This is a genomic window from Brumimicrobium mesophilum (assembly GCF_003025005.1).
GTDB lineage: Bacteria > Bacteroidota > Bacteroidia > Flavobacteriales_D > Crocinitomicaceae > Brumimicrobium > Brumimicrobium mesophilum.
This window is the reverse complement of sequence record NZ_PVSS01000008.1, coordinates 1-21,676: the sequence shown is the minus strand read 5'-3', so window position 1 is coordinate 21,676 and position 21,676 is coordinate 1. Positions and strand designations below refer to the sequence as shown.

The window sequence follows — 21,676 nt, the reverse complement described above, 5'->3', positions numbered from 1 at the left end:
TCCATTGATTTTTTTGTTTCGTTTTTTTATCAAGAAAAAAATGAAAAGAAAAATTCTAAATGCAACAGTTCTAAGGTTCTTAAAATTTTGAATTTTGTCGAGCATCAAAAAAATTATAATAAGAATTTATTTTTTACGTTTTAAACTCCATTTGCAAATAGTCTGATTACTTTAGTGGCGAATGAAAAATAACAGCAATTTCACAATCGTTTTACCTTGCTACAATCCAATTTTGGGTTGGGAAAAAACGGTGATTCATGCTGTTGAAGAACTTCAACAAAAATTAGCCATAACCATAGATTTGATCATTGTGAATGATGGGTCTACCCAAAATGTAACATCGAAAGAGGTGAACGCATTAAAATCAGCAATTCCCCAAATCAATTTTGTTTCCTATGAAGAAAACAAAGGAAAAGGTTATGCTTTAAGGGAAGGAGTGAAACAAGTTAAGAACTTTCCTATCGTTTATACTGATATCGATTTTCCATATACAACCGTCAGCTTCATAGGTGTTTACGAAGAAATTATTTCTGGAAAATACGATGCTGTTTTAGGTAAAAGAGATCATTCTTACTATCAAAACACACCCTTTGTTCGAAAAATTATTTCTAAAACCTTACGTGGTTCTTTTAAGTACTTTTTGAGTTTGCCAACTGACGATACGCAATGTGGAATTAAAGCGTTTAATGAAAATGGAGCAAATGTTTTCCTCACAACAGAAATAAAACGTTTTCTCTTCGATTTAGAATTTGTTAAATTGATAAGTAAAAGAAAACTAACTTATAAAACAGTCTTGGTGAACCTCAAACCAAACATTGTTTTTAGTAGTGTTAACCCAAAAATTTTAGCAAAAGAATCTTTAAATTTTGTCAAGGTTTTATTCAGAAAATGAGTTGAGTTCTATCCAATCATTGTTGTAAATTAAATAATCTTTTCCATTCAATCTTTCTTCTTTAAATAAATTGCTATCATCTACTTTCTGAATGAGTAATTCGTCAACGATAAACCAATTTTCTGTTTCATTTGGAGGGAAAAAAAGCATTGTTTTTACCACATCGTCTGTAATTTCAAGTTCAAATGAAATTCTTGCCCAATCTCCAACAATTAAGTTTGTTTTTCTCATGTCATGAATCATTACCCAAGAAGATTCTCCATTGGTGAACTCTTGTTCAATCACAGCCATTTGATTTACACGATCTACTCGCATATTGTACCAAAAACTACACTTGTATTTACCGTTTTCCGGAAATTGTATATTGTCTTTTAAAATGACGAATTTATCTTTTTGAGCAGCGAAAGCACCATTTCCTACTAGTGTAATGTCTTGTGGAGAATCTTCAAAACCATCATAGACAAACCATACATCAGAAGTGTCAGAACGCCATTCATTTTTTAAATCAAATTGCGCTAATTCACTTTGTTTTTTCACTTCTTTAAACGCAGTGGATTCATTCCAGTCAGAAGCTTTGAAATCATAAGCTTTGAAATCTTTATTTTCAAAAATCAAGTCGTTTTTTTCAACCATTCTTGATTCATTTTTGTTTAAATCGTCATTGTTTCTGACCAATAATATTTTTTTATTTTCTCCAATAGAATTATAAATTTCCTTCTCAATATAATCGGGCGAAAATAAATTGTGAAATTGAATAGCCTCAGAAACCGAAGTACGAGAGGTAATAGTATTCATTAATGGGAGTTTAGTATGATAACTTAACATCATTGCGTCATAATTTGCTTCTTCAGTTCCCATTAAGAAAATGTTTTCACTTGATAAATGTGTAAACGGGAGAAACAATATGGCGTCATATTCTTGGTTATTGGTCCAATCAACTAATTGCTTCAAATCATCATTTAAATATTCACTTTTAAAAGAGTTTTTGGAATGTGATATGGTTTTTGCTGTTTGTGTATGTACAGGAATAATTTCCAAAATTGTAAATGCTATCCCTAAAAAGTAGAAGACAATGATTAGTTTCTTTTGAGTATAATATTTGTTCAATAAATAGTTTAAGAATACGATTCCCCCGATTGAAACAACGTAGAAATATACCCAAGCAAATCTTCCTAAAACGCGAAATTGCTTGATCGGACTAACGTTTTCAACTATTGGTTTAAATAATTCAAATTTGAATGGAAAACAAAATGAAAATAACAACACCAAATGTGCAGCTAGATATATTTTTCCAATTGGTGAATTGAACAGCGTTTTTAGGGAAATTGATTTAATATTTATCACATAAAAAACAATTGCCAATAGTATGATGAGGATGGTGAAAAAACCAAGATACGTCCATGTTTCCCATTCTGATAATTCCAATTCGAAAAATTGTACTATAGAATTTAATGGACCATGGTGTGGTAATAATAATGAACCCCAATCGGCGTAATATTCAAAAAATCCAGAAGGAGATTTCATTCTGTCAGTGTGTGAGTCCGTCAGCCCAACCATGAGTTGAAAAAGAATGATGACAGATAAAATAGGAGTCCAAATTTTTAATAAATAGTTCTTCCATTTTCCGCGTTCAAAATACCAAAAGACAAAACCATAACTTAACCCGAAAACCGACATTATTAAACCTAAATATGGGTGGGTGAAAAAAGCCGTAAAAAGGATAAAAAACAGCAGAATTGACCATTTTACGCCTTTTATTGATGAGATTTTGATTAAAATCAACCACATTAAGGGGATTGCAAAGGAATAGGATAAAGAAAAATGTCCTGTTAATCGCAAAAGTTGTGGTGTTAAAAGTGCGATCGTTATACCAGATAAAACTGACCAAATTGTATTGACTCCGTAATGTTTTAATAGCTTAAAAATTAACACTGCTGAAATCGGAAAAGCAATAAGCATGAGAAAATTTAATATCCCAATTCCATACCCTGTTAACCCGAAAATTTTTATGAAATAGGATAATAATGGTTGTGCATCAGTGTAAACGATGTGTTCATAAAATGGATAATTCATTCCGCCAAAATCCCAGAAATTAGTGTCGTATTTTGCATGAAATAAATAGGTGTAATAGTTTTTAATTCCATCGCCATCCGGAGCAAAAATAACTTCGTTTAAATTGAAAATCACTTGGTGATAAAAACCAACTATGATCAAGCAAGTAAAAACAAAAACGAGTATTTCAGGTCTTAAGAAAAGCTTTTTCATGTAATTGTTTTGGGTTTAGAAATGAGCTTTTACGTCCCTTCCTAAGTTAAATTTTTTCAGGTTTTAAAGCTAAGTAATTTTATTAATTGGTCCTTGTAATTTTCTACTTTTCAAAAATTAATGCGCCACAGCCAAAGTCCCTAAACTCACTTTAACGTTTCCTCCTCCTTCAAAAATTGCCCGACTTGCAAACTCTAATGTTGATCCTGTTGTTAACACATCATCCACAATCAAGATGTGGTTGTAATCTTGCAATTTTTTTTCTTTTAATGCAAATTTTCCTTTCACGTTTTGATACCTTTCATCTTTGCTTTTTCGGGTTTGTGATTCGTCGTGTGTTTTTCTTTGAAGCGCGTCAACAACGGGAATTCCTAGCTCTTCACTAACGCCATTTGCAATCAGTAAACTTTGATTGTAACCTCTTGAGAATTCTTTTTTAGAATGGATTGGAATGGGAACGATAGCATTTATATCAGCGTATTTTGGATGGGATTTTAGCCTATTCCCCATCATTCGACCCATGAAATGTGCTAAATCTGTTCCTTCGTTATATTTTATGTCGTGCAAAATTTCCCTAGTAGAAGTTGGTCCTTCATAATAGAGTAAGGAATAAACATTTTCTATTTTTAAACGTCCCCAGAAAACTTGATCAGCAATAGAATAGTCATCGTATTTCTCAAAATAGGTGAAGTGTAAATCTTCTTCACACGAAAAACAAAAGTGCTCGCTTTTTTGATTTAATTCTTCACCACAAACCACGCAGAAATAAGGATAAATCAATGCCATTAATCCATCAAAATGCTGACTTAATGTTTTTAAAATCTTTTCTTTCATAAGTGCGATTATTTCGAATTCATACCAATTTAACCCAAAAGATTCAAAATTTGCTATTTCTCAATCAAAATAATGTACGATTTCTTAGTAATTTTCAATTCACTGTGGACAATTATTAATTATAAAAGCATAATTGTGAAGACTATTCTTTAAATTTGGAATCCAAACAAAAAACAGATAAAAAATGAGCACAACAGACGCGATAAATCAAGGAGATGTAAATTACTCAATCAATGACAAAGGAATAGCAACTGTGGTTTTTAATCACCCTTTAAGTAACTCTTTGCCTGGTCGTGTATTGAAGAAATTAGCAGATACAATTACTGAATTAGGTGAAAAAGACCAAGCAAAAGTAATTGTGTTGAAATCTGAAGGTGATCGTGCATTTTGTGCTGGTGCAAGTTTCGACGAATTAATTTCAATTAAAGATTTAGAAACAGGGAAAAAGTTCTTCATGGGCTTTGCTAACGTAATTAACGCTTGTCGAAAATGTCCAAAATTAATTATTGGTCGTGTACAAGGAAAAACTGTTGGTGGTGGTGTAGGTTTAGCATCAGCTGTGGATTACTGTTACGCAACGAAATTTTCTTCTGTCAAATTATCGGAATTGGCTATCGGAATCGGCCCATTTGTGGTTGGACCAGCTGTAGCTCGTAAAGTCGGTATTTCTGCAATGAGTCAATTGGCTACAAACGCTACAGAATGGCAAACTGCTGAATGGGCAAGAGAAAAAGGATTGTATGCTGAAATTTTCGATTCTGTAGAAGAAATGGATAAAGAAATTGAAGTTTTAGCCAATAAATTAGCTTCTTCTAATCCGGAAGCAATGAAATTATTGAAGGGAATTTTTTGGGAAGGAACTGAAAACTGGGACACACTTTTACAAGAACGTGCAGCAATGAGCGGTGAGCTCGTACTTTCTGATTTCACAATCAATGCGATTAACGCCTTTAAAAAGAAGTAATAGAACTGGATGGATGAAGCGTTTTTTATAGAGATTAAAGAAACATTAATTGGTTTCTTGTGGAGCATAGGCCCTACATTTTTAAAGGCTTTAGTGGCTTTAATTATAGGGTTGTTCATCATTAAATTTCTAAAGCGAATCATCAAGCGATTACTTAGAAAAGCGAATACAGAACTCTCATTAAAAACATTTGTCGAAAGTTTAACCTCTTTGGTTTTATATGGTTTGCTTTTTGCTGTAATTGGAATCATTCTAGGAATTAAAACAACTTCATTCATTGCTTTATTTGGTGGGGCAGCAATTGCAGTTGGTTTAGCTCTTCAAGGGAGTTTAGCCAATTTTGCTGGCGGAGTTTTGATTCTGGTTTTTAAACCCTTTCGTGTTGGAGATTTAATTCACGTGAATGACACTTTAGGCTATGTGGAGAAAGTTGATATTCTTTATACAAGACTTAAAACATTTGATGGTAGAATGATAACAATGCCAAATGGAAATGTAGCCAATAGTGATGTGGATAACCGAACCATGAATGATACCAGAAGGGTTGATTTAACAATCCGTGTCTCCTTGAATGAAGATATTGATAAAGTTAGATCAATTATTTCTGAAGCATTGCAAGTTCATCCCGGAGTTTTAAAATACCCTGAGCCTGATATTTGGTTAGATGATATTGAAGAATACAACATGAAAATCACAGCTCGTTCTTGGGTGAAATCTGATGAATATTGGCCAATGCACTGGATTCAGCTTGAAAATGTGAAAAAGGCATTGGATGCGCATGGAATTGTAATTCCTATTCCAAAAAGAGAGATTTCTTATGCTGTGAACAAAGAAAACTCAAAAATATAATTGTTCGTTCGTTTTAAAATCTGAATAATGAGTAAGAAGAAAGCACTTTGTATGCAATGCAGGCAGTGGTCAGAAGACGCTAAAGTATGTGAACATTGCGGGTATATTATTAGCCGAGAAGTCAAGGAAGAGATTGAGAAAAAAGAGTATGATCGATTAAATCCACCAAAACCACCTTCAAAGCTTCGGAAAGCAATGGAATATTTGCGAACATCTAAAAATCCTTTTCTAAAATTGCTTTATTACATTATTATGGGAGTTTGGATGATTTATGCAGGAATTGTTATGGTAATAATGTATATCGCAGCGGCAGGAGCAGGATAATGAAAACAATTACTCATCCAATATTTATAGTTTTAGCTACAATATATGCTGTTTATTATGGCTTAAAACAAACTGATGTGGTTTTTCCACTCTTCATTTCTAATTATCTCGCAGATTTACTCAGTATTTTTCTCGTCAACACATTTACATTGTGGTGCATTCGGAAGATTAAAAACAGACCATACCTAGAATTACCAATTCCACTAATTTTAATGAGCGTTGTAATGTTTTCTATATTTTTTGAATTCGTTTTACCTCAAAAAAGTTCCATCTACATTTATGATCCATGGGATGTCTTGTGTTATTTCATTAGCGGAATGGCTTATATCTTCTGGCGGTGGAAATAATTTGAATATGTACTGACGAATTACAAAAAAAACTAGGCGAGTGTTACCGAGAGTTGAAAACTCTGGATAACACTCACATTAAACATTAATAATTATTTAAGCTCTTCAATCAACTCACTCAATCTTTCAATAGTTACGTGGTCCATAATCACAATTTTATTCCATTTTGGAGCATTATGACTATCTGGAACCAAACCATATTTCTTAGCTAATTCTGGAGTGACAAATTCACTTTTTATTGTGATAATATTTGAAGATGGATGACGGTAATATTTGATTTTCAATTTATCCAATTGTTCACACATCCATGTGGTTCTTTTCTGAAGAATGAAAATTTTCTCCATCCATCCATAAGGACCATATTTCGATAAAATCATCCAAACAGCAACAGCATTTGCTCCAGAACGACTTCCTATTAAAGTGGAATCCTCTCCTTCAACATAACTTGCTTCTTTGGTATTTGCATATTTCATCATGTTTTTACGAATAACAAAAATTCCTGTACCATAAGGAGCTTGCGCCATTTTATGCGCATCCAAAGTTACTGATGTAATTTTTGGATTTCTAAAATCTAAATGATGTTCTTTTTGTGAAAAAGGGAAGTAAAATCCTCCGTAAGCTCCGTCAACATGGATGAAGTAATCAAGACCATCTCTTTCCAATACTGTTGAATAGAATTCCGGTTCATCCACGGAGCCAAACATTGTTGTCATCATGTTAGCTACTACAATAAATGCTTTTACACCTTTTGCTTTCTGGATATCAACAGCCGCTTGTACACTTTCCTCAGAAATAAAACGTCCATTATCAGAAACTCCAGCTTTCTGAACAGGCAAACAGAAAACATTTCCCGCCTTATCCATTGAGTAATGATTGTCATCAGATGTTATAATACAAATCTCTTCGTTTTTTAATCCTTTTACCTGATTAAAGTAGTTGCGATAAATCCAAATGGCTTGTAAGTTAGCTTCTGTTCCTCCAGAAGCTACATATCCATCATATTCATCATCTTCTCCTCTTAATATGTCGTGAGCACAAATTTTTATTAGATCTTTTTCGATTTCTTGAGTTCCTGCAAAATAAGATTCTGAAGCCCCAAGAGTGTGACAACCAATATGATTCGGGTTTTTAATTAGTGTAGAAAGAAAAGGAGCGTCTTTTAAAAATGCAGCATCGTGATTAAAAACATTTTTATCTAAATATGATGCAGGTAGTCCTAAAACTTTTTGTTCATCATAGTTAACGTTTTTTGCTATTGCATTAAACACTATTTCCTTAATTTCTTCCTCTGATTTTTTATCCCAATATTTAGTCATTTTCTAAAAGTTTTTGCAAAGTTAATCAATATTCAAGTTTTTGAAAGGATTAAAATCTGTAGTTTCAATAGCCTGGTTATTTAGGATTTTAAAACCACAATTATTTTTAAGTCTAAATTTTGGCGCTTTTTTGTTTAATTAGAATAATAAAATTGACCTTAAAAACATGGTTATTCAACTGATTAAGCAAATCAAATGACATGAATTCAATAATGATTTGGTTTTTACTTAGAATAGTTCAAATATTCATTAATTTTGTGCCACATTTTAGAAACAAAAACCTGATAAATAGGTCATGGCTAAGAATTCAAAAATTAAAGATTACGGACTGTTCACAAAGTTCAGGTTGTCATTTTCTGTGATTATCTCTGCGCTTTCTGGATTCTTATTTGCTGGTGGCGGAACGTGGATGGAAGCTTTTTACCTTATGATAGGTGGACTTTTAGTTACTGCAGCAAGTAATGGGAGTAACCAAATTTGGGAAAGAGAACTAGATAAACAAATGGACCGTACCGCAAAACGTCCACTTCCTCGTGGTTCAATGGGGCTTTCTGAAGCATACGTTATAGTTATTCTCTCTCTGGTCGTAGGTTCATGGATGCTTTACATGTTGAATTTGAACGCGATGATTTTAGGTTTGGTGGCCTATGTTTCTTATTCTTTTATTTATACTCCTTTAAAGCAAATGACTCCTTGGGCTGTAATTGTTGGAGCATTTCCTGGAGCAATTCCACCAATGTTAGGTGCAATAGCCGTTACCAATGAGTTTGCGGCGATGCCAGGAGCGTTATTCTTTGTTCAATTTGTTTGGCAATTACCACATTTTTGGGCTATAGCATGGGTTTCGCATAATGATTATCAAAAAGCTGGTTTTTACTTATTGCCATCCGGTTCAGGAAAATCAAAAACTTCTGCATTTAGAATAGCACTTTCAGCGTTATTGCTGATTCCTTTTTCACTATTTCCATGGGTTTTGGATTTAGTCGGACCTTTTAGTGTGATGGCTGCTTCAATATTAGGTCTCATTTTCTTCTTATTTTCATACAAGTTATATCTAACTTTAGAAGACAAAGATGCTAGAAAATTAATGTTTGCTTCGTTCATTTATTTACCTTTGATTCAGTTTGCTTACGTAATAGATGTAAGTTTCTTTTTCACTAGTTAGAAATAAATAAGGCAAGAAAATAAAATAAAGTCATGAAAAAGAATTTTGACGATTCATATCCTAAAGACGTTCAAGCAAAGGTTAAGAAAAATCTTGTTTGGATAGTTTGTGTGAGTATAAGTATGATGTTTGCAGGTTTCACTTCGGCATATATTGTTTCGATGGGAGACAGTTTCTGGGTGAAAGTTGATTTGCCAACAGCTTTTTATATCAGTACGGCCTTTATTGCAATTAGTAGTTTAGTTTTATTTGGAGCAGTTAAAGCAGCTAAATCTGGTAATGTAAGCCGTGCAAGATTAATGGTAGTAACCACTCTTTTTCTCGGAATAGGATTTGGAGTCTTCCAATTCTTGGGGTATAAAGCACTAGTTAAAAGTGGAGCGCATTGGGTAACAAACGTGATTGTTGATGATGGCCGCTATGGAGATTATTTCGAAATTAAAAAGGATGGAGAATATTTAACGGTTGAAAACAATCAGTACTATTTAAATAACAAGCAAATTGAAGGTGAGGATAAAATAGAATTGCAATCTTTTGCAAGTCAGTTTTTGGTGCCTAATCTATCTGACTTAAAGAATAAGAATATAAAGTATGGTGACTTTACTTTATTATATAAAAGTGAACCATTAACTTTTCTGGATGGTGAGTTTTTGCGTCCTAATGGAGAGCGATTAGAAGAATTAGATTTTCAAAGATTGAGGTATTTAGCACAAAACGTAAAAGATGATCGAGCAGATTTCTTTATGCAAGGTGAAATGGGAAAAGATTTCAAACTGTTTTATAATGGAAATGAATTAGATTATAAAGAGCGTACTTTAATGTATAAAGGGAAACCTTTAAGTGCAAATCTTCAAAATAAGCTTTTAAGAGGAAATAAAGATATGAGTACCGCTTATTTCTATGTAATTACTATATTGCACCTTTTACATGTTGTTGCTGGGTTAATTATGCTGATTGTGATGTCAGTACGCTCTTATACTTCAGAGAATTCTTATAAAATGGCCATATCTTTAGGCGCTGGATCAGTTTTCTGGCACTTTTTAGGTGTTTTATGGTTGTATTTATTACTATTTTTACTTTTTATTCATTAAATTCGCACACAAAACAAATTAAAAAATGTCAGGACACGCTTCTAATGAGATTGCTAATGTGGGTTGGGACGGAAAAGGTTCCCCGTTTAGCGTAGGTTACGGTAAGTTAATGATGTGGTTTTTCCTCGTTTCGGATGCATTGACATTCGGAGGATTCCTAGTAGCATATGGTTTTATAAGGTATTCCTTTGACGGAGCTTGGCCAATTGGTGAGGAAACTTTTGATGCATTACCTTTTTTACATGGTAGTTATCCACTTGCTTATGTAGCATTGATGACTTTCATCTTAATTATTAGTTCTGTAACTATGGTACTTGCTGTTGAGGCAGGTCATAGAATGGACAGAAAAGGAGTTACAAAATGGATGCTAGCAACTGTTTTAGGAGGACTAGTGTTCGTAGGTTCTCAAGCTTGGGAATGGTCTCACTTTATACACGGAACTAAATTTGGTAAAGTTGAATTGAGTGATGGTTCTATTGCAACAGCTAAAGGAGAGTTTGGAAAAATTCAAAGTTTCGAAGTTGTTACTGCAGGAGCGCATACTAACGTTGGTGATATTATCACAGACGAAAATATATCTAGTGAAGAGGGGGACTTAATGCATGCATTTCAACATGCTGCAGCAAAAAGACATTTGTCAGGATCTGCTGGAGCATTAATGATTACTTTACATGATGGAACTGTAGCTAAAGTAAATAAGGATGCTGATACAGGACTTGAGTTAATTGTGAAGCAAGCAGGTAATGATCATGCGGTTTCTTCTGCAGCAGACGAATCAACTCGTATTAGTGAAGAAGAAGGTGCTGTAGCTTTATATTATGAAGCTTTGGCAAAAGGAAATGTTGTATATGGAGCAAATCTTCAAGAAAATGAATATGGACCTCAATCATATGGGCACTTCTTTTTCTTCGTAACAGGTTTCCACGGTTTCCACGTAACAATCGGTATTATTCTAAATATCATTATTTTCTTAAATGTATTGAAAGGAACATACCACAGAAGAGGTCATTATGAAATGGTTGAAAAAGGTGGACTATATTGGCACTTTGTCGATTTAGTATGGGTGTTTGTATTTACATTCTTCTACTTGATATAAGTACTTTTTAATTAGAGCAGTTTTTCACTTGTATATAAAATAGCATGGATCAAAGAGACGACATAATAGAATATTCTTTATATAACCATCACTCAGAAGAGGAGGGGAAGAAATTAAGAAAAAAAATCTGGAAAGTAACACTTATTCTTTCAGTAGTTACCGCTGTTGAAGTATTACTAGGAGCTTTAATAAAGCAAGGTAGTGATATGTGGCTTACAGTAAAAGTACTTTTTATTGTACTTACACTTTTAAAAGCAGGGTATATTGTACTTACCTTTATGCACCTTGGTGATGAAAAGAAAGTGCTGAAATGGATTATTCTTATACCTTATCTAATATTTATGGTATACCTAATTTTTATTGGGTTGACAGAAGGTGCTGCCGTAGGAGCGAAAATGTAACACTCAGTAAATTATACTGTTTTGGATAAAAAAAAGAAAAGAGGTGGATTTTTGAAGCCTCTTCTAATGATGCTTGTTGTTTTTGGACCAGCATCTATTTTAGTATTGATTACAATGGGTAAATGTGAGCATAACTTCACAACATTGCCTATTTATTCAGAAATGCCAGATTACGAATTTGTTGGAGCTGGAGGTGAAGTAATCAACAATAAAACCCAAGAAGGAAAAGTTACACTTTTTACCACTATTCAAACTACTTGTCCGCAGAACTGTGCTATTGATATTTTTAAATTTAACCTTCAAATTTATCAGGACTACCGAAAGAATCAGAAAAGTTTAGGTCACGTAAAAATCGTTTCTGTTGTAACAGATCAAGATGGAAATCCGGTAGATAATATCGATGAATTATTATTCACTATGAACGATATGATCGAAGGTTATGACTCCACCATATGGAACTTGGTTACAGGAGACCCAAAACAAATCTACGATATTGAAAACAATGGAGTTAATCTTTATTCTCTAACTTCAGATAGCACATTCGCAGGTAAATCATATCTCGAAACAATGCTAATTGTGGATAAACAAAATCAATTGAGACTTGTTAGAAGAGGGAATCAGGAAGGTTTAATTCGTGATTATAAACAACATGTCGCACTTTTACAAAAGCAATATGACAAAAATGATAAGCTTAAAAGAGAAGCCAAAGAAAATTAATTTATCTGTTTTACTTTCTTCTATCTTAATTCTTGCTCTCCTTTTTTCATGTACGGAACCTGAAAACGATCTAAACCAGGTCAATCTTCCTTATATTGGTCATCATGATGTGGTTCACGAAGCAACAGAGGATTATAATATTGGTGATACAGTTTATCACACCGTTCCAAGATGGAACTACTTAACCCAAGATTCAACATTTTTGAAATCAGATGATATCGACGATAAAATTTGGATCGTAGATTTTATCTTCACGCATTGTCCAACGATTTGTCCTCCAATGACAAAAGCCATGCTGGGATTAAATGATTCTCTAAACGATTACAAAAATGACCTAAGATTCTTGTCTTTTTCTATTGATCCAGATAGAGATACTCCTGCAAGATTAAGGTTGTATAGAAAACGTCATGATATTACAGCTGAAAATTGGTTCTTTCTTACAGGAAATGAAGCTGAAACACATGCTTTAGGTATAGATGGATTTCAATTGCTGGCTAATGCAGACGAAAAGGCTCCTGGCGGATTTGCCCATAGTCCAAATTTCGTATTGATTGACAAAGATCAGCATATACGTGGTGTGTATGATGGATTAGATCCAGAAAGTCGAATACAATTGATTAAAGACGCTAAATTATTACTCGATGCTAAATAAGTCAAAATCTCCAGCTCAAATTAAGTCGTTCAAAAAGATAATTGTTGCTTTGTCAATTATTATTCCATTAGCTGTTGCTTTACTTTTTGAAGTTAAAATACAACCAGAAGGAATGGATTTCTCGTTCTTGCCTTCGGTTTATGCTACAATTAACGGATTAACAGCGATTATTTTGGTAAGCGCGTTATTAGCTGTTAGAAACAAAAAATATAAACTACATGAAAATTTAATGAAAACAGCTTTAGGGTTGTCTTTATTGTTTCTTGTCTTGTACATTGTTTATCATATCACATCTGATAGTACTTCATACGGTGGGCAATTTCCAATTATATACTATATAATTCTTATTTCGCATATCGTATTAAGTGTTGCAGTAGTTCCTATGGTTCTTTTTACTTACTTCTATGCATGGCAAGGGGATTTTGCAAAACATAAAAAATGGACGCGCTTCTCCTTTCCCATTTGGCTTTATGTTGCAGTAACGGGAGTAGTGGTTTACATAATGATTTCACCATTCTACGGGTTGGAAGCTTAATTATATATTTTATCCCTTTCCATACTCCAATAGATCTCTTTTTTAAAAAGCAATCAATACTAATTCAACATTTCCCTGTATTGGCAATGTTGAAACTTTTTAAAAATTCTTCTTTGTTGAATTCCAGCATTCTTTATTCAAACTAAATATTTTGCATTTTCCTCACTTGTTTCAACAAAATTTTCTTTGGAAGCAAAGGAATTAATTTGAACATTATTTTCTGAGAAAATTGTAAGCCTGCAGTAACATCTAGCTTTCCTTTTAACATCCCTTTATAACCTTGTTCTGCAACTTGTCTAGCACTTGCAGTTTTGTTAAAAAGCTCCGTTTTATCCATTCCTGAAATTTTTCCAAAATCGGACTCCGTGGCACCTGGCATTAAATTCGTCACAGTTATATCTGTTCCACTTAACTCTTCTGCAATTGCATTACTAAAAGATGTAACATATGCTTTGGTAGCATAGTAAACAGCTTGAAAAGGCCCGGCCATTAAACTAGCTGTTGAGGAAACATTAAGAATTTTACCCTTATTTATTTTGGTGAAATCTTGAAAAAAGTAATGGGTTAAAGCTGTCAGCGCTATGATATTCAGTTCTATCATAGAAATATCTTGCTCTAGTTCCCTTTCGTTGAATTTCCCCAATCCGCCAAATCCAGCATTATTAATTAAATAATCTACTTTTATTCCGGCATTACTTACTTCTTGATGAACTTCTTGTGCGGCTTTAGTAGTCGTTAAATCTTTTTGAATTACATGTACTTTAATGTTGTATTTTGTTTCGAGTTCTTTCTTTAATTTAAATAATTTGTCTTCACTGCGCGCTACGATAATTAAATCACCACCGCTTTCTGCATGAATATTGGCAAACTCTTTTCCTATTCCTGAGCTGGCGCCTGTAATTAATGCGATTTTTTTCATAAAGTAATTTTAAAGATGGTTACTTAATATTATTTCGTTACGGTATCACAAGTATAGTCGCTTTTATGTTAAAAAGATGGTAATGGGGAAGTAATTTTGTAATCACAAAAAATAAAACAGGAATTCCTCGATAAATGAATTCCTGTTTTAGATAACTTAATTCTTAATTCACGTAAAATGCATAAATTACCCCGGGCAACCATCCAACTAAGGTAAGTAATAAACTGATTAAGAATTTACCACTCAACCCATGATTTAAGAATACGGCTAGAGGTGGAATAAGGATATTTAGAATAATTGTTAATAATGACATAATTTTTGTTTTAGTTCAACATTAAAATACTTAAATTTTTGATTCCAATTAATGATGTGGAATTCTTGATGTCGCCATGATTCACCAAAATTTATATTAAGCGGGTCGAATTTAGGGTTATAAAGTCATTGTTATTATTGACTTGTAGAAAGGAGATAGTTTTTTATACTGACGTACAATTGTCCCTTAATGGTTTTAGGAATTTTTGAATTCTTAACAATCTAAACTCTCGTGGCGCCACTAATTAACGTTTTTTCGAATTTTTAAAACCTAATTCTCACAAAACTTATTCATTTTTGTAGTGAAAATATGAGCCAATTACTCTACTTATTATTTTAATTCCTATTATTAAAATATATTTTCTCTATTAGCGAAATAAACCTTTCAAAAACATCCAATGGCAAAACCAATAATTTCAGAGCCAGCATCGGTTCAAACTTTAGAAGAATCTTTTAGAAAATTCATCAATCAATTTATTGAATATTTGCCTGGAATTGGGCTAGGGCTATTAATAATAATTTTAGGAGTTTTAATAGCAAGTGCAATTGGAAATTTCAGCCAAAAACGCATTTCTAAAAGAACAAGTGATCCATTAATGAGTAAGTTTTTGGGACGTGCGATTAAAATCACTTTTATTTTAATTGCAATTATGATAGGATTGCAAGCAGCGGGTCTAGGTTATATAGCCACAGGAATTCTGACTGCAGCGGGAGCCAGTGCCTTGGTGTTAGGATTTGCATTTAAAGATATCGGAGAAAATTTCATCGCTGGGGTAATTTTGGCTTTCAAAAGACCTTATGATGTAAATGATACTGTTGAGATTGGCGAAATTTTCGGAAAAGTTAAATCCCTTGAATTTCGTTATACCAAACTAAAAACCTTTGATGGAAAAGATGTTTACATTCCGAATAGCGACGTACTTACAAAACCTGTAACGAATTATACTGAAGATGGTTTTTTTCGTTGGAATTTCATCGTCGGTTTAGCTTATGAAAATAATATTAGTGCTGCGAAAAATGTTATCCTTAAAACTTTAGGAGATGAACCGAATGTTGTGGCAGATGAAGAACATGAAAATTTTGTTATTGAAGATGAATTAGCTACTAGTACAGTAAATCTTAAGGTTTATTTTTGGGTTGATACCACAGATTTCAGTAAAAGCGCTTTAATTACAAAAGGGAATGTAATAAGAAATGTAAAAGAAGCACTAGAAAATCGTGGATTCAATATGCCTGCGGATATTCAAGAAATCAAACTATATGGAAATGAATCTGATTTCCCTGTGAGATTTGCCAAGGATGAAGATGAGGAGAAATAAACAAATCTCTTAGAACATCTGTTTATCTTAAAACTAAACAGAAATGTATCAATTAAAGCATAAACAGTTTGTGCCAACCGACCTAGAAACTTGTTGGGATTTTTTCTCTTCCCCTAATAATTTGAAAAAGATTACTCCTTCACATATGGGGTTTCATGTCAAGAATGATATTCCAGAGAAAATGTATGAAGGGCTAATGATTGAATATACCGTTACTCCATTGCTGAAATTCCCTTTGAATTGGATTACAGAAATTACACATGTGGATGATTTAAAATGTTTTGTGGATGAACAAAGAAAAGGTCCGTATAAAATTTGGCACCATGAACATCATTTCAAAAAAGTGGAAGGTGGTGTAGAAATGGTAGATATTCTAACTTATGTTATTCCATTTGGATTTTTGGGCAAAATAGCCCATTCTTTATTCGTAAAAAACAAAGTCAAAGAAATTTTTGAATTCCGAAACAAGAAGGTGGATGAAATTTTTGGGTCCTAATTCCTTTCAATTCTATTTCGTTGGAATTACCGCTAAATAATTTTCCACTTGGACGAGCTATTTACAGCGTTTATAAATAATTATATAAAAATTTACAGAAACTAAAATCTAATTTTAAACTCCATTATTGTTAATTCATGATTCTTTCTTCATTTTTAATTCTTCATTATTAATTTTAATTCTACCTTTGCCGCCGTCTCTAAGGGGTGTCTCGACTTATCGTTGGGACTGAGATTATACCCATTGAACCGGATCAGGTTAGTACCTGCGGCGGGAAGATGACTAAGAAACAATAGTGTTAATTCGAATTTATTATTAAATCCAAGAATTGGCCCCTGATTCTTGTTAAATGTGTCAAAACATGAAAACAAGAAATGTTATGAAAGCCTTGACAGCGGCTTTGTTGCTGTCTTCAAATGCAATAGCGCAATTGCAAATCTCTGGAAATATCAAAAATGATGAAGGTGAGGCCATTACTGGAGCTACCGTATTCGTTGTTGGTCAAAATACTGGAGCTATTACTCAATCAGATGGCGACTTTGTCATCGCAAATCTTAAAAATGGTACCTACCAATTGAAAGCAAGCTTCTTTGGTTATGAAACAATGTCCAAAACCATAGTTTTGGAGAAGAATGAAGTGATTAATTTCACCATGAATTCGTCTTTTTTTATGCAAGAAGGAATTGATGTTCGAGCTGTTCGAGCAAATAAAAAAACACCTACTACCTACACGAATATTAGTTCTGAAGATATTGAGAAACTCAACTATGGACAAGATTTACCTTATTTATTAGAAACTACGCCATCAACTGTAGTAACCTCTGATGCTGGGGCGGGGATTGGATACACAGGAGTACGAATTCGCGGTGTTGACCCATCAAGTACAAACGTAACTGTAGACGGTATTCCTATGAATGATGGTGAATCTCAAGGTGTTTTTTGGGTGAATATGCCAGACTTTTCGTCTTCTATTGAAAGTATGCAAGTTCAACGTGGTGTAGGGACATCAACAAACGGAGGTGGAGCATTTGGTGCAAGCATCAATATTGCGACCAATAAATTAAATCAAAAGCCTTACGCAGTTATTGATAATTCAGGTGGTTCATTCAATACAATTAGAAACTCAGTGAGCGCTGGTACGGGTATGATGAACAATATGTTTACTGTTGATGCGCGTCTTTCAAGGATTAAATCTGATGGATATATCGACCGAGCTAGTGCTGATTTAAAGTCATTTTTTCTTTCCGGGGCATATCATGGTGAAAAATCATCATTACGAGTAAATGTTTTTAGTGGAAAAGAAAAAACATATCAAGCCTGGTATGGTACGCCTGAAAGTAGAATTGATGGTGATGAACAAAGAATGATTGATTATGCTAATCGCAATGGATTGTCAGATGCTGAATTAAATAATTTACTCAACTCCGGAAGAACTTACAACGCTTATACTTATGAAAATGAAACGGATAATTATCAACAAGATCATTATCAACTTCACTATGCTTATCAGTTCAACAAAAATTGGAACATGAAAGTAGCAGCCCATTATACAAGAGGACTTGGGTATTATGAAAACTATGAAACGGATGACGATTTCGAAACATATGGATTTACACCTATTGTAGTGAATGGAGATTCAATTAATCAGATGGATTTAATACGAAGAAGATGGTTAGACAATCACTTCGGTGGTGGAATATTTAATGTAAACTATAATAATTTCAAAGGATTTGAAGTAGTTGTTGGTGGTGGTTTAAATAAATATACTGGTGACCATTTTGGAGAGGTGACTTGGGCAGAGTATATTCCAGCTGATCAAAGAGGTGATAAATACTATAATAATTCTTCAACTAAATATGATGGGAATGTATATACTAAGGCGAATTATCAATGGAAGAAGTTTAATTTCTTTGCAGACGTTCAATTTAGACATATTGACTATTCCTTTTTAGGTATTGATGATGTTAGTGGCGAAATTAGTGAGTTAAATCAAAATGTAGTTTATAATTTTTTCAATCCTAAAGGTGGACTTTCTTATAAACTAAATACAGAGAACTCCTTTTACGCTTCTTATGCCATTGCTAATCGTGAGCCTGTGCGTAGAGATTTCCGAGAGAACACTTTAGCAAATAGACCGTCTCACGAAACACTTTATAACCTAGAAGCTGGATATCGATTAGTAAAGAAAAAGGCATTTTTGAATGCTAATGTTTATCATATGTTATATGATAATCAATTAATCGTTACAGGTGAAATTAATGATGTTGGTGGTAGTACAAGAACAAACGTTGAGGACAGTTATCGATTAGGATTAGAGCTGGAAGGTGGATACCAAATTCTGAAGAAATTAGGTGTTACTGGTAATTTATCTTTAAGTCAAAATAAAATTGAAAACTTTGTAGAATTTATCGATAGTTATGACGCTTCTTTTAATCCACTGCCACAAACTGAAATTAACCATGGGACAACAGATTTGGCTTTTTCACCTTCCGTAATCGCTGGGTTATCTATAAATTACGCTCCTGTGAAAGGGTTGAGAATTAGTTTGATGAATAAATATGTGGGAAAACAATACCTTGACAATACATCAAACGAAGATCGTACCTTAGATGCTTATTTCGTAAGTCACTTAGATATTTCGTACTCGTTTAATGCGTTAGGCTTTGAAGAAATTACAATTGGTGGAAAAGTGAATAATTTATTCAACGAATTGTACGAAAATAATGGATATACCTTCTCTTATATTGTTGGAGGAGATAGAACTCAAGAAAACTTCTATTATCCACAAGCAGGACGAAATTTCATGGTGCGATTATTATTGAAATTATAGTTATAGTAAATTAAACTTATGCGAAGGGACTTATCTGATAAGTCCCTTTTTTGTTATTAAATTTCATAAAGTTTTTATTCTTGTATCCATTATCTGTGACTATTTCTAATATCTAATCATCAATCATATTTAATTTGATTAATGTCTCAGCGTGTCCTAAATTTAATAACAATTTTTTTTAATTGGCTAAATATTATTTTATAATTTTATTTAAATTTTGGTTATTTTAATGTTATATTTACTCAAATTATAAAATAAAAATCATGAAGAAAAAATTACTTAAATTGTTTTTGGTAGTTCCATCCTTGTTAATGTGGCAAGGAGTGAACGGTCAATATTGTTCTGGAGGGCCATCGTCTCTTATCGATTCTAATGTAGAGTCGGTTAATATAACTGGTGATAATGCTACTTCGATTGCTTATTTGGGATGTCCTGGTTTAGCAGGTGTTGAAGATCAAACTGCCTTATCTGTAGATTTAACAGCTGGAAGTATTTATACCCTGGATGTTGAGTTTGGTACATGTGGTGGAAATTATACTGGAGCAGGAGAAGCTTGGATTGATTTTAATCAGAATGGAATATTCGAGGCTTCGGAGTCCATTGGGACTTCATCTGGTTTGCCAAATACCAGTCCTTGGAATGCTCCTGTCAACTTTTCATTTTCAGTGGACCCAACAGCTGTTGGAGGGGCTACACGTATGCGAGTGATTCAACAAGAAGGAGGGGTTCTGCCATTGAATCCATGTGCTTCATTTTTTTATGGTTCAGTAGTAGATTTCTCTGTGAACATTACTGCAGTTGTTCCAACTTGCCCATTTCCTTCTAATCTAGTTGTTTCGGGAATCAATTCAACAGGAGCTACTCTTGATTGGACCGAAAATGGAACTGCTACAACTTGGAATGTTGAATGGGGAACACCAGGTTTTACCCCGGGTACTGGAAACGAACTTATAGCAGATAATGGAAACACTACTCAAACTTCAACTACAACAGGGCTAAGCGCAAACTCAAGTTACGATGTTTACGTTCAGGCAGATTGTGGTGGTGGTGATGTTAGTTTTTGGATAGGGCCGTTTTCTTTTTCAAACTCATATTGTAATTTCACAATAACAAGCACTGCTCCGCAACACATAACTTCTTTTATAACAACGGGAGCCATTGTTGATATAAATAATGCTGCTTCAGGACCTGGAACACCTAACGCTGGATATACAGATTTTACTACTATTTCAATGGAAGCATACGAAACACAAATCATTGATTTTGATTTGGTAGGTAGTCTTACATCTACTTATGGGGTAGATATTTATGTAGATTGGAACAATAACTTTGTTTTTGATGCCAATGAAAATATTTATAGTTCAGGAGGATATATTGCTGTTCCTTTGGCTGGTACTTTTACTATTCCTACGGGAACTCCTGTTGGTCAATATAGAATGAGGGTAGTTGCAGATTATTTTAACGGTGGATCGGCTTGTTCTGGAAACAGTGCAGAAGCAGAAGATTATACAATTAACATTATCAATCCACCTTCTTGTTTACCACCTATGGATGTTGATACTTTGAGTACAACAACAACTTCTGTTGAATTAGAATGGACTTCATTAAGCGGTGCAACTAATTGGATTATTGAATATGGTCTTTCAGGATTTACTCAAGGTTCAGGAATGGAAGTTAATGCAACAACAAATCCTTTCACAGTAACAGGTTTAACACCAAGTGCGAATTATGATTTCTATGTAAGATCTGATTGTGGGGGCGGTGATTCAAGTGCTTGGAGAGGTCCTTTCTCTACTTATACTGCTTGTGGTATAGCAGTTGCGTCCTATTATGAAAGCTTCGGTAACGGAATACAACCACAATGTTGGGAGAATTTCACGAATTCATCTACTAGTGTAAATAATTTGTGGAGGTTTAATGGTGCTCCGGGTTATGGAGCTGCACCAGCATTAAATGGAAGGCCTGATGGTACTTATGCATGGACCGATGGATCTTTTGGAAACGACAGTACTATGTTAGTTACTCCTGAAATTGATATCTCTCAATTAACAACACCATACTTGTCGTTTGAATGGTTTAGTAATAATACAGTTATACCTTTAGATAACAATCCGATGATTATTGAAGTATTTGATGGTACTTCATGGAACTTACTTGATACGCTTAGTGGTGATAGTCCAGAATGGGAATTTGTAAATTATGACCTTAGTGCTTACTCAAGTAATATTATTAAAGTGCGTTTTATGGTAAACCATTCTGTGGCAGGAACATCTTTTAATAACGACATTCTTCTGGATGAAATTAGAATCGATGATTGTATTAGTCTTGGTGGTGTTGATGGAGTTTTTGATG

21 protein-coding genes and 1 riboswitch are annotated in these 21,676 nt (G+C 33.6%); of the genes, 16 read left to right on the top strand and 5 right to left on the bottom strand.

Features of this window, described 5'->3' with window-relative positions:
- Nucleotides 1-181 precede the first annotated feature (181 nt).
- Complete coding sequence (locus C6368_RS09495) at nt 182-892, top strand: glycosyltransferase family 2 protein (protein WP_107038966.1); 711 nt, start codon at nt 182-184, stop codon at nt 890-892.
- On the opposite strand, the gene C6368_RS09490 is transcribed toward C6368_RS09495, so the two are convergent.
- Together C6368_RS09490 and C6368_RS09485 are read right to left on the bottom strand one after the other, a co-directional pair.
- On the bottom strand, nt 878-3,157 hold the full coding sequence (locus C6368_RS09490; RefSeq protein ID WP_107038965.1) for a glycosyltransferase family protein: 2,280 nt from the start codon (nt 3,155-3,157) through the stop codon (nt 878-880). The genes C6368_RS09495 and C6368_RS09490 overlap by 15 nt on opposite strands.
- Nucleotides 3,158-3,274: 117 nt before the next feature.
- Nucleotides 3,275-3,991: a ComF family protein gene (locus tag C6368_RS09485; RefSeq protein WP_107038964.1), complete on the bottom strand. Its 717-nt coding sequence runs from the start codon at nt 3,989-3,991 to the stop codon at nt 3,275-3,277.
- Nucleotides 3,992-4,175: 184 nt separating this feature from the next.
- On the opposite strand from C6368_RS09485, the gene C6368_RS09480 reads away from it, so the two are divergent.
- From C6368_RS09480 to C6368_RS09465, 4 genes are read left to right on the top strand one after another with little or no spacing between them, the layout of a single operon-like run.
- A complete protein-coding gene (locus tag C6368_RS09480; RefSeq protein WP_107038963.1) occupies nt 4,176-4,955 on the top strand; it encodes an enoyl-CoA hydratase/isomerase family protein in 780 nt (259 codons plus the stop codon).
- Between the two features lie 9 nt (nt 4,956-4,964).
- A complete protein-coding gene (locus C6368_RS09475; protein ID WP_107038962.1) occupies nt 4,965-5,804 on the top strand; it encodes a mechanosensitive ion channel family protein in 840 nt (279 codons plus the stop codon).
- Between the two features lie 27 nt (nt 5,805-5,831).
- Nucleotides 5,832-6,128, top strand: coding sequence for a hypothetical protein (locus C6368_RS09470; RefSeq protein ID WP_107038961.1), 297 nt, complete (start codon nt 5,832-5,834; stop codon nt 6,126-6,128).
- Nucleotides 6,128-6,475, top strand: a complete 348-nt coding sequence (locus tag C6368_RS09465) for a hypothetical protein (RefSeq protein WP_107038960.1) — start codon at nt 6,128-6,130, stop codon at nt 6,473-6,475. Before C6368_RS09470 ends, C6368_RS09465 begins: the two co-directional genes overlap by 1 nt.
- Nucleotides 6,476-6,567: 92 nt before the next feature.
- On the opposite strand, the gene C6368_RS09460 is transcribed toward C6368_RS09465, so the two are convergent.
- The gene (locus C6368_RS09460; RefSeq protein WP_107038959.1) at nt 6,568-7,791 is read right to left on the bottom strand and encodes a pyridoxal-dependent decarboxylase; all 1,224 of its coding nucleotides are present in this window, start codon (nt 7,789-7,791) and stop codon (nt 6,568-6,570) included.
- Nucleotides 7,792-8,086: 295 nt separating this feature from the next.
- On the opposite strand from C6368_RS09460, the gene cyoE reads away from it, so the two are divergent.
- The 7 genes from cyoE to C6368_RS09425 are packed head-to-tail and all read left to right on the top strand — an operon-like array spanning nt 8,087 to nt 13,448.
- Complete coding sequence (cyoE, locus tag C6368_RS09455; protein WP_107038958.1) at nt 8,087-8,956, top strand: heme o synthase; 870 nt, start codon at nt 8,087-8,089, stop codon at nt 8,954-8,956.
- A 32-nt stretch (nt 8,957-8,988) separates the two neighbouring features.
- A complete protein-coding gene (locus C6368_RS09450; RefSeq protein ID WP_107038957.1) occupies nt 8,989-10,047 on the top strand; it encodes a cytochrome c oxidase subunit 3 in 1,059 nt (352 codons plus the stop codon).
- A 25-nt stretch (nt 10,048-10,072) separates the two neighbouring features.
- Entirely contained in the window at nt 10,073-11,143 is a 1,071-nt protein-coding gene (locus C6368_RS09445; RefSeq protein WP_107038956.1) for a cytochrome c oxidase subunit 3, read from the top strand.
- 44 nt (nt 11,144-11,187) lie between these two features.
- The gene (locus C6368_RS09440) at nt 11,188-11,544 is read left to right on the top strand and encodes a cytochrome C oxidase subunit IV family protein (protein ID WP_107038955.1); all 357 of its coding nucleotides are present in this window, start codon (nt 11,188-11,190) and stop codon (nt 11,542-11,544) included.
- Between the two features lie 21 nt (nt 11,545-11,565).
- The gene (locus tag C6368_RS09435; protein ID WP_159038530.1) at nt 11,566-12,261 is read left to right on the top strand and encodes an SCO family protein; all 696 of its coding nucleotides are present in this window, start codon (nt 11,566-11,568) and stop codon (nt 12,259-12,261) included.
- Nucleotides 12,227-12,913 carry an SCO family protein gene (locus C6368_RS09430; RefSeq protein WP_159038529.1) on the top strand — a complete coding sequence of 229 codons (687 nt, stop codon included), beginning with the start codon at nt 12,227-12,229 and terminating at the stop codon, nt 12,911-12,913. Before C6368_RS09435 ends, C6368_RS09430 begins: the two co-directional genes overlap by 35 nt.
- Nucleotides 12,903-13,448: a DUF420 domain-containing protein gene (locus C6368_RS09425; protein WP_107038952.1), complete on the top strand. Its 546-nt coding sequence runs from the start codon at nt 12,903-12,905 to the stop codon at nt 13,446-13,448. The genes C6368_RS09430 and C6368_RS09425 overlap by 11 nt, the downstream gene beginning before the upstream one ends.
- A 142-nt stretch (nt 13,449-13,590) precedes the next feature.
- Here the strand turns inward: C6368_RS09425 and C6368_RS09420 are convergent, their stop codons facing one another.
- Together C6368_RS09420 and C6368_RS09415 are read right to left on the bottom strand one after the other, a co-directional pair.
- The gene (locus C6368_RS09420; RefSeq protein ID WP_107038951.1) at nt 13,591-14,367 is read right to left on the bottom strand and encodes an SDR family NAD(P)-dependent oxidoreductase; all 777 of its coding nucleotides are present in this window, start codon (nt 14,365-14,367) and stop codon (nt 13,591-13,593) included.
- A 163-nt stretch (nt 14,368-14,530) separates the two neighbouring features.
- Nucleotides 14,531-14,680, bottom strand: a complete 150-nt coding sequence (locus C6368_RS09415) for a YqaE/Pmp3 family membrane protein (RefSeq protein ID WP_107038950.1) — start codon at nt 14,678-14,680, stop codon at nt 14,531-14,533.
- A 397-nt stretch (nt 14,681-15,077) separates the two neighbouring features.
- Between C6368_RS09415 and C6368_RS09410 the strand changes: the two genes are divergently transcribed.
- The 4 genes from C6368_RS09410 to C6368_RS09395 form a co-directional block, all read left to right on the top strand.
- A complete protein-coding gene (locus C6368_RS09410) occupies nt 15,078-15,998 on the top strand; it encodes a mechanosensitive ion channel family protein (protein WP_107038949.1) in 921 nt (306 codons plus the stop codon).
- 43 nt (nt 15,999-16,041) lie between these two features.
- Nucleotides 16,042-16,494: an SRPBCC family protein gene (locus tag C6368_RS09405; RefSeq protein WP_107038948.1), complete on the top strand. Its 453-nt coding sequence runs from the start codon at nt 16,042-16,044 to the stop codon at nt 16,492-16,494.
- A 192-nt stretch (nt 16,495-16,686) separates the two neighbouring features.
- A riboswitch (TPP riboswitch) is annotated at nt 16,687-16,787 on the top strand.
- A gap of 68 nt (nt 16,788-16,855) precedes the next feature.
- Nucleotides 16,856-19,324 carry a TonB-dependent receptor gene (locus C6368_RS09400; RefSeq protein ID WP_199851614.1) on the top strand — a complete coding sequence of 823 codons (2,469 nt, stop codon included), beginning with the start codon at nt 16,856-16,858 and terminating at the stop codon, nt 19,322-19,324.
- A gap of 263 nt (nt 19,325-19,587) precedes the next feature.
- On the top strand, nt 19,588-21,676 hold a 2,089-nt coding region (locus C6368_RS09395), incomplete at its 3' end, for a fibronectin type III domain-containing protein (protein ID WP_199851613.1).

Excerpts from the sequence above, each read along its gene's own strand:
- C6368_RS09440 (WP_107038955.1), top strand. The coding sequence starts at position 11,188 with ATGGATCAAAGAGACGACATAATAGAATATTCTTTATATAACCATCAC.
- C6368_RS09485 (WP_107038964.1), bottom strand. The coding sequence starts at position 3,991 with ATGAAAGAAAAGATTTTAAAAACATTAAGTCAGCATTTTGATGGATTA.
- C6368_RS09410 (WP_107038949.1), top strand. The coding sequence starts at position 15,078 with ATGGCAAAACCAATAATTTCAGAGCCAGCATCGGTTCAAACTTTAGAA.
- C6368_RS09425 (WP_107038952.1), top strand. The coding sequence starts at position 12,903 with ATGCTAAATAAGTCAAAATCTCCAGCTCAAATTAAGTCGTTCAAAAAG.
- C6368_RS09405 (WP_107038948.1), top strand. The coding sequence starts at position 16,042 with ATGTATCAATTAAAGCATAAACAGTTTGTGCCAACCGACCTAGAAACT.
- C6368_RS09465 (WP_107038960.1), top strand. The coding sequence starts at position 6,128 with ATGAAAACAATTACTCATCCAATATTTATAGTTTTAGCTACAATATAT.
- cyoE (WP_107038958.1), top strand. The coding sequence starts at position 8,087 with ATGGCTAAGAATTCAAAAATTAAAGATTACGGACTGTTCACAAAGTTC.
- C6368_RS09430 (WP_159038529.1), top strand. The coding sequence starts at position 12,227 with ATGATAAGCTTAAAAGAGAAGCCAAAGAAAATTAATTTATCTGTTTTA.
- C6368_RS09495 (WP_107038966.1), top strand. The coding sequence starts at position 182 with ATGAAAAATAACAGCAATTTCACAATCGTTTTACCTTGCTACAATCCA.
- C6368_RS09480 (WP_107038963.1), top strand. The coding sequence starts at position 4,176 with ATGAGCACAACAGACGCGATAAATCAAGGAGATGTAAATTACTCAATC.
- C6368_RS09475 (WP_107038962.1), top strand. The coding sequence starts at position 4,965 with ATGGATGAAGCGTTTTTTATAGAGATTAAAGAAACATTAATTGGTTTC.
- C6368_RS09450 (WP_107038957.1), top strand. The coding sequence starts at position 8,989 with ATGAAAAAGAATTTTGACGATTCATATCCTAAAGACGTTCAAGCAAAG.
- C6368_RS09415 (WP_107038950.1), bottom strand. The coding sequence starts at position 14,680 with ATGTCATTATTAACAATTATTCTAAATATCCTTATTCCACCTCTAGCC.
- C6368_RS09445 (WP_107038956.1), top strand. The coding sequence starts at position 10,073 with ATGTCAGGACACGCTTCTAATGAGATTGCTAATGTGGGTTGGGACGGA.
- C6368_RS09420 (WP_107038951.1), bottom strand. The coding sequence starts at position 14,367 with ATGAAAAAAATCGCATTAATTACAGGCGCCAGCTCAGGAATAGGAAAA.
- C6368_RS09490 (WP_107038965.1), bottom strand. The coding sequence starts at position 3,157 with ATGAAAAAGCTTTTCTTAAGACCTGAAATACTCGTTTTTGTTTTTACT.
- C6368_RS09400 (WP_199851614.1), top strand. The coding sequence starts at position 16,856 with ATGAAAACAAGAAATGTTATGAAAGCCTTGACAGCGGCTTTGTTGCTG.
- C6368_RS09460 (WP_107038959.1), bottom strand. The coding sequence starts at position 7,791 with ATGACTAAATATTGGGATAAAAAATCAGAGGAAGAAATTAAGGAAATA.
- C6368_RS09470 (WP_107038961.1), top strand. The coding sequence starts at position 5,832 with ATGAGTAAGAAGAAAGCACTTTGTATGCAATGCAGGCAGTGGTCAGAA.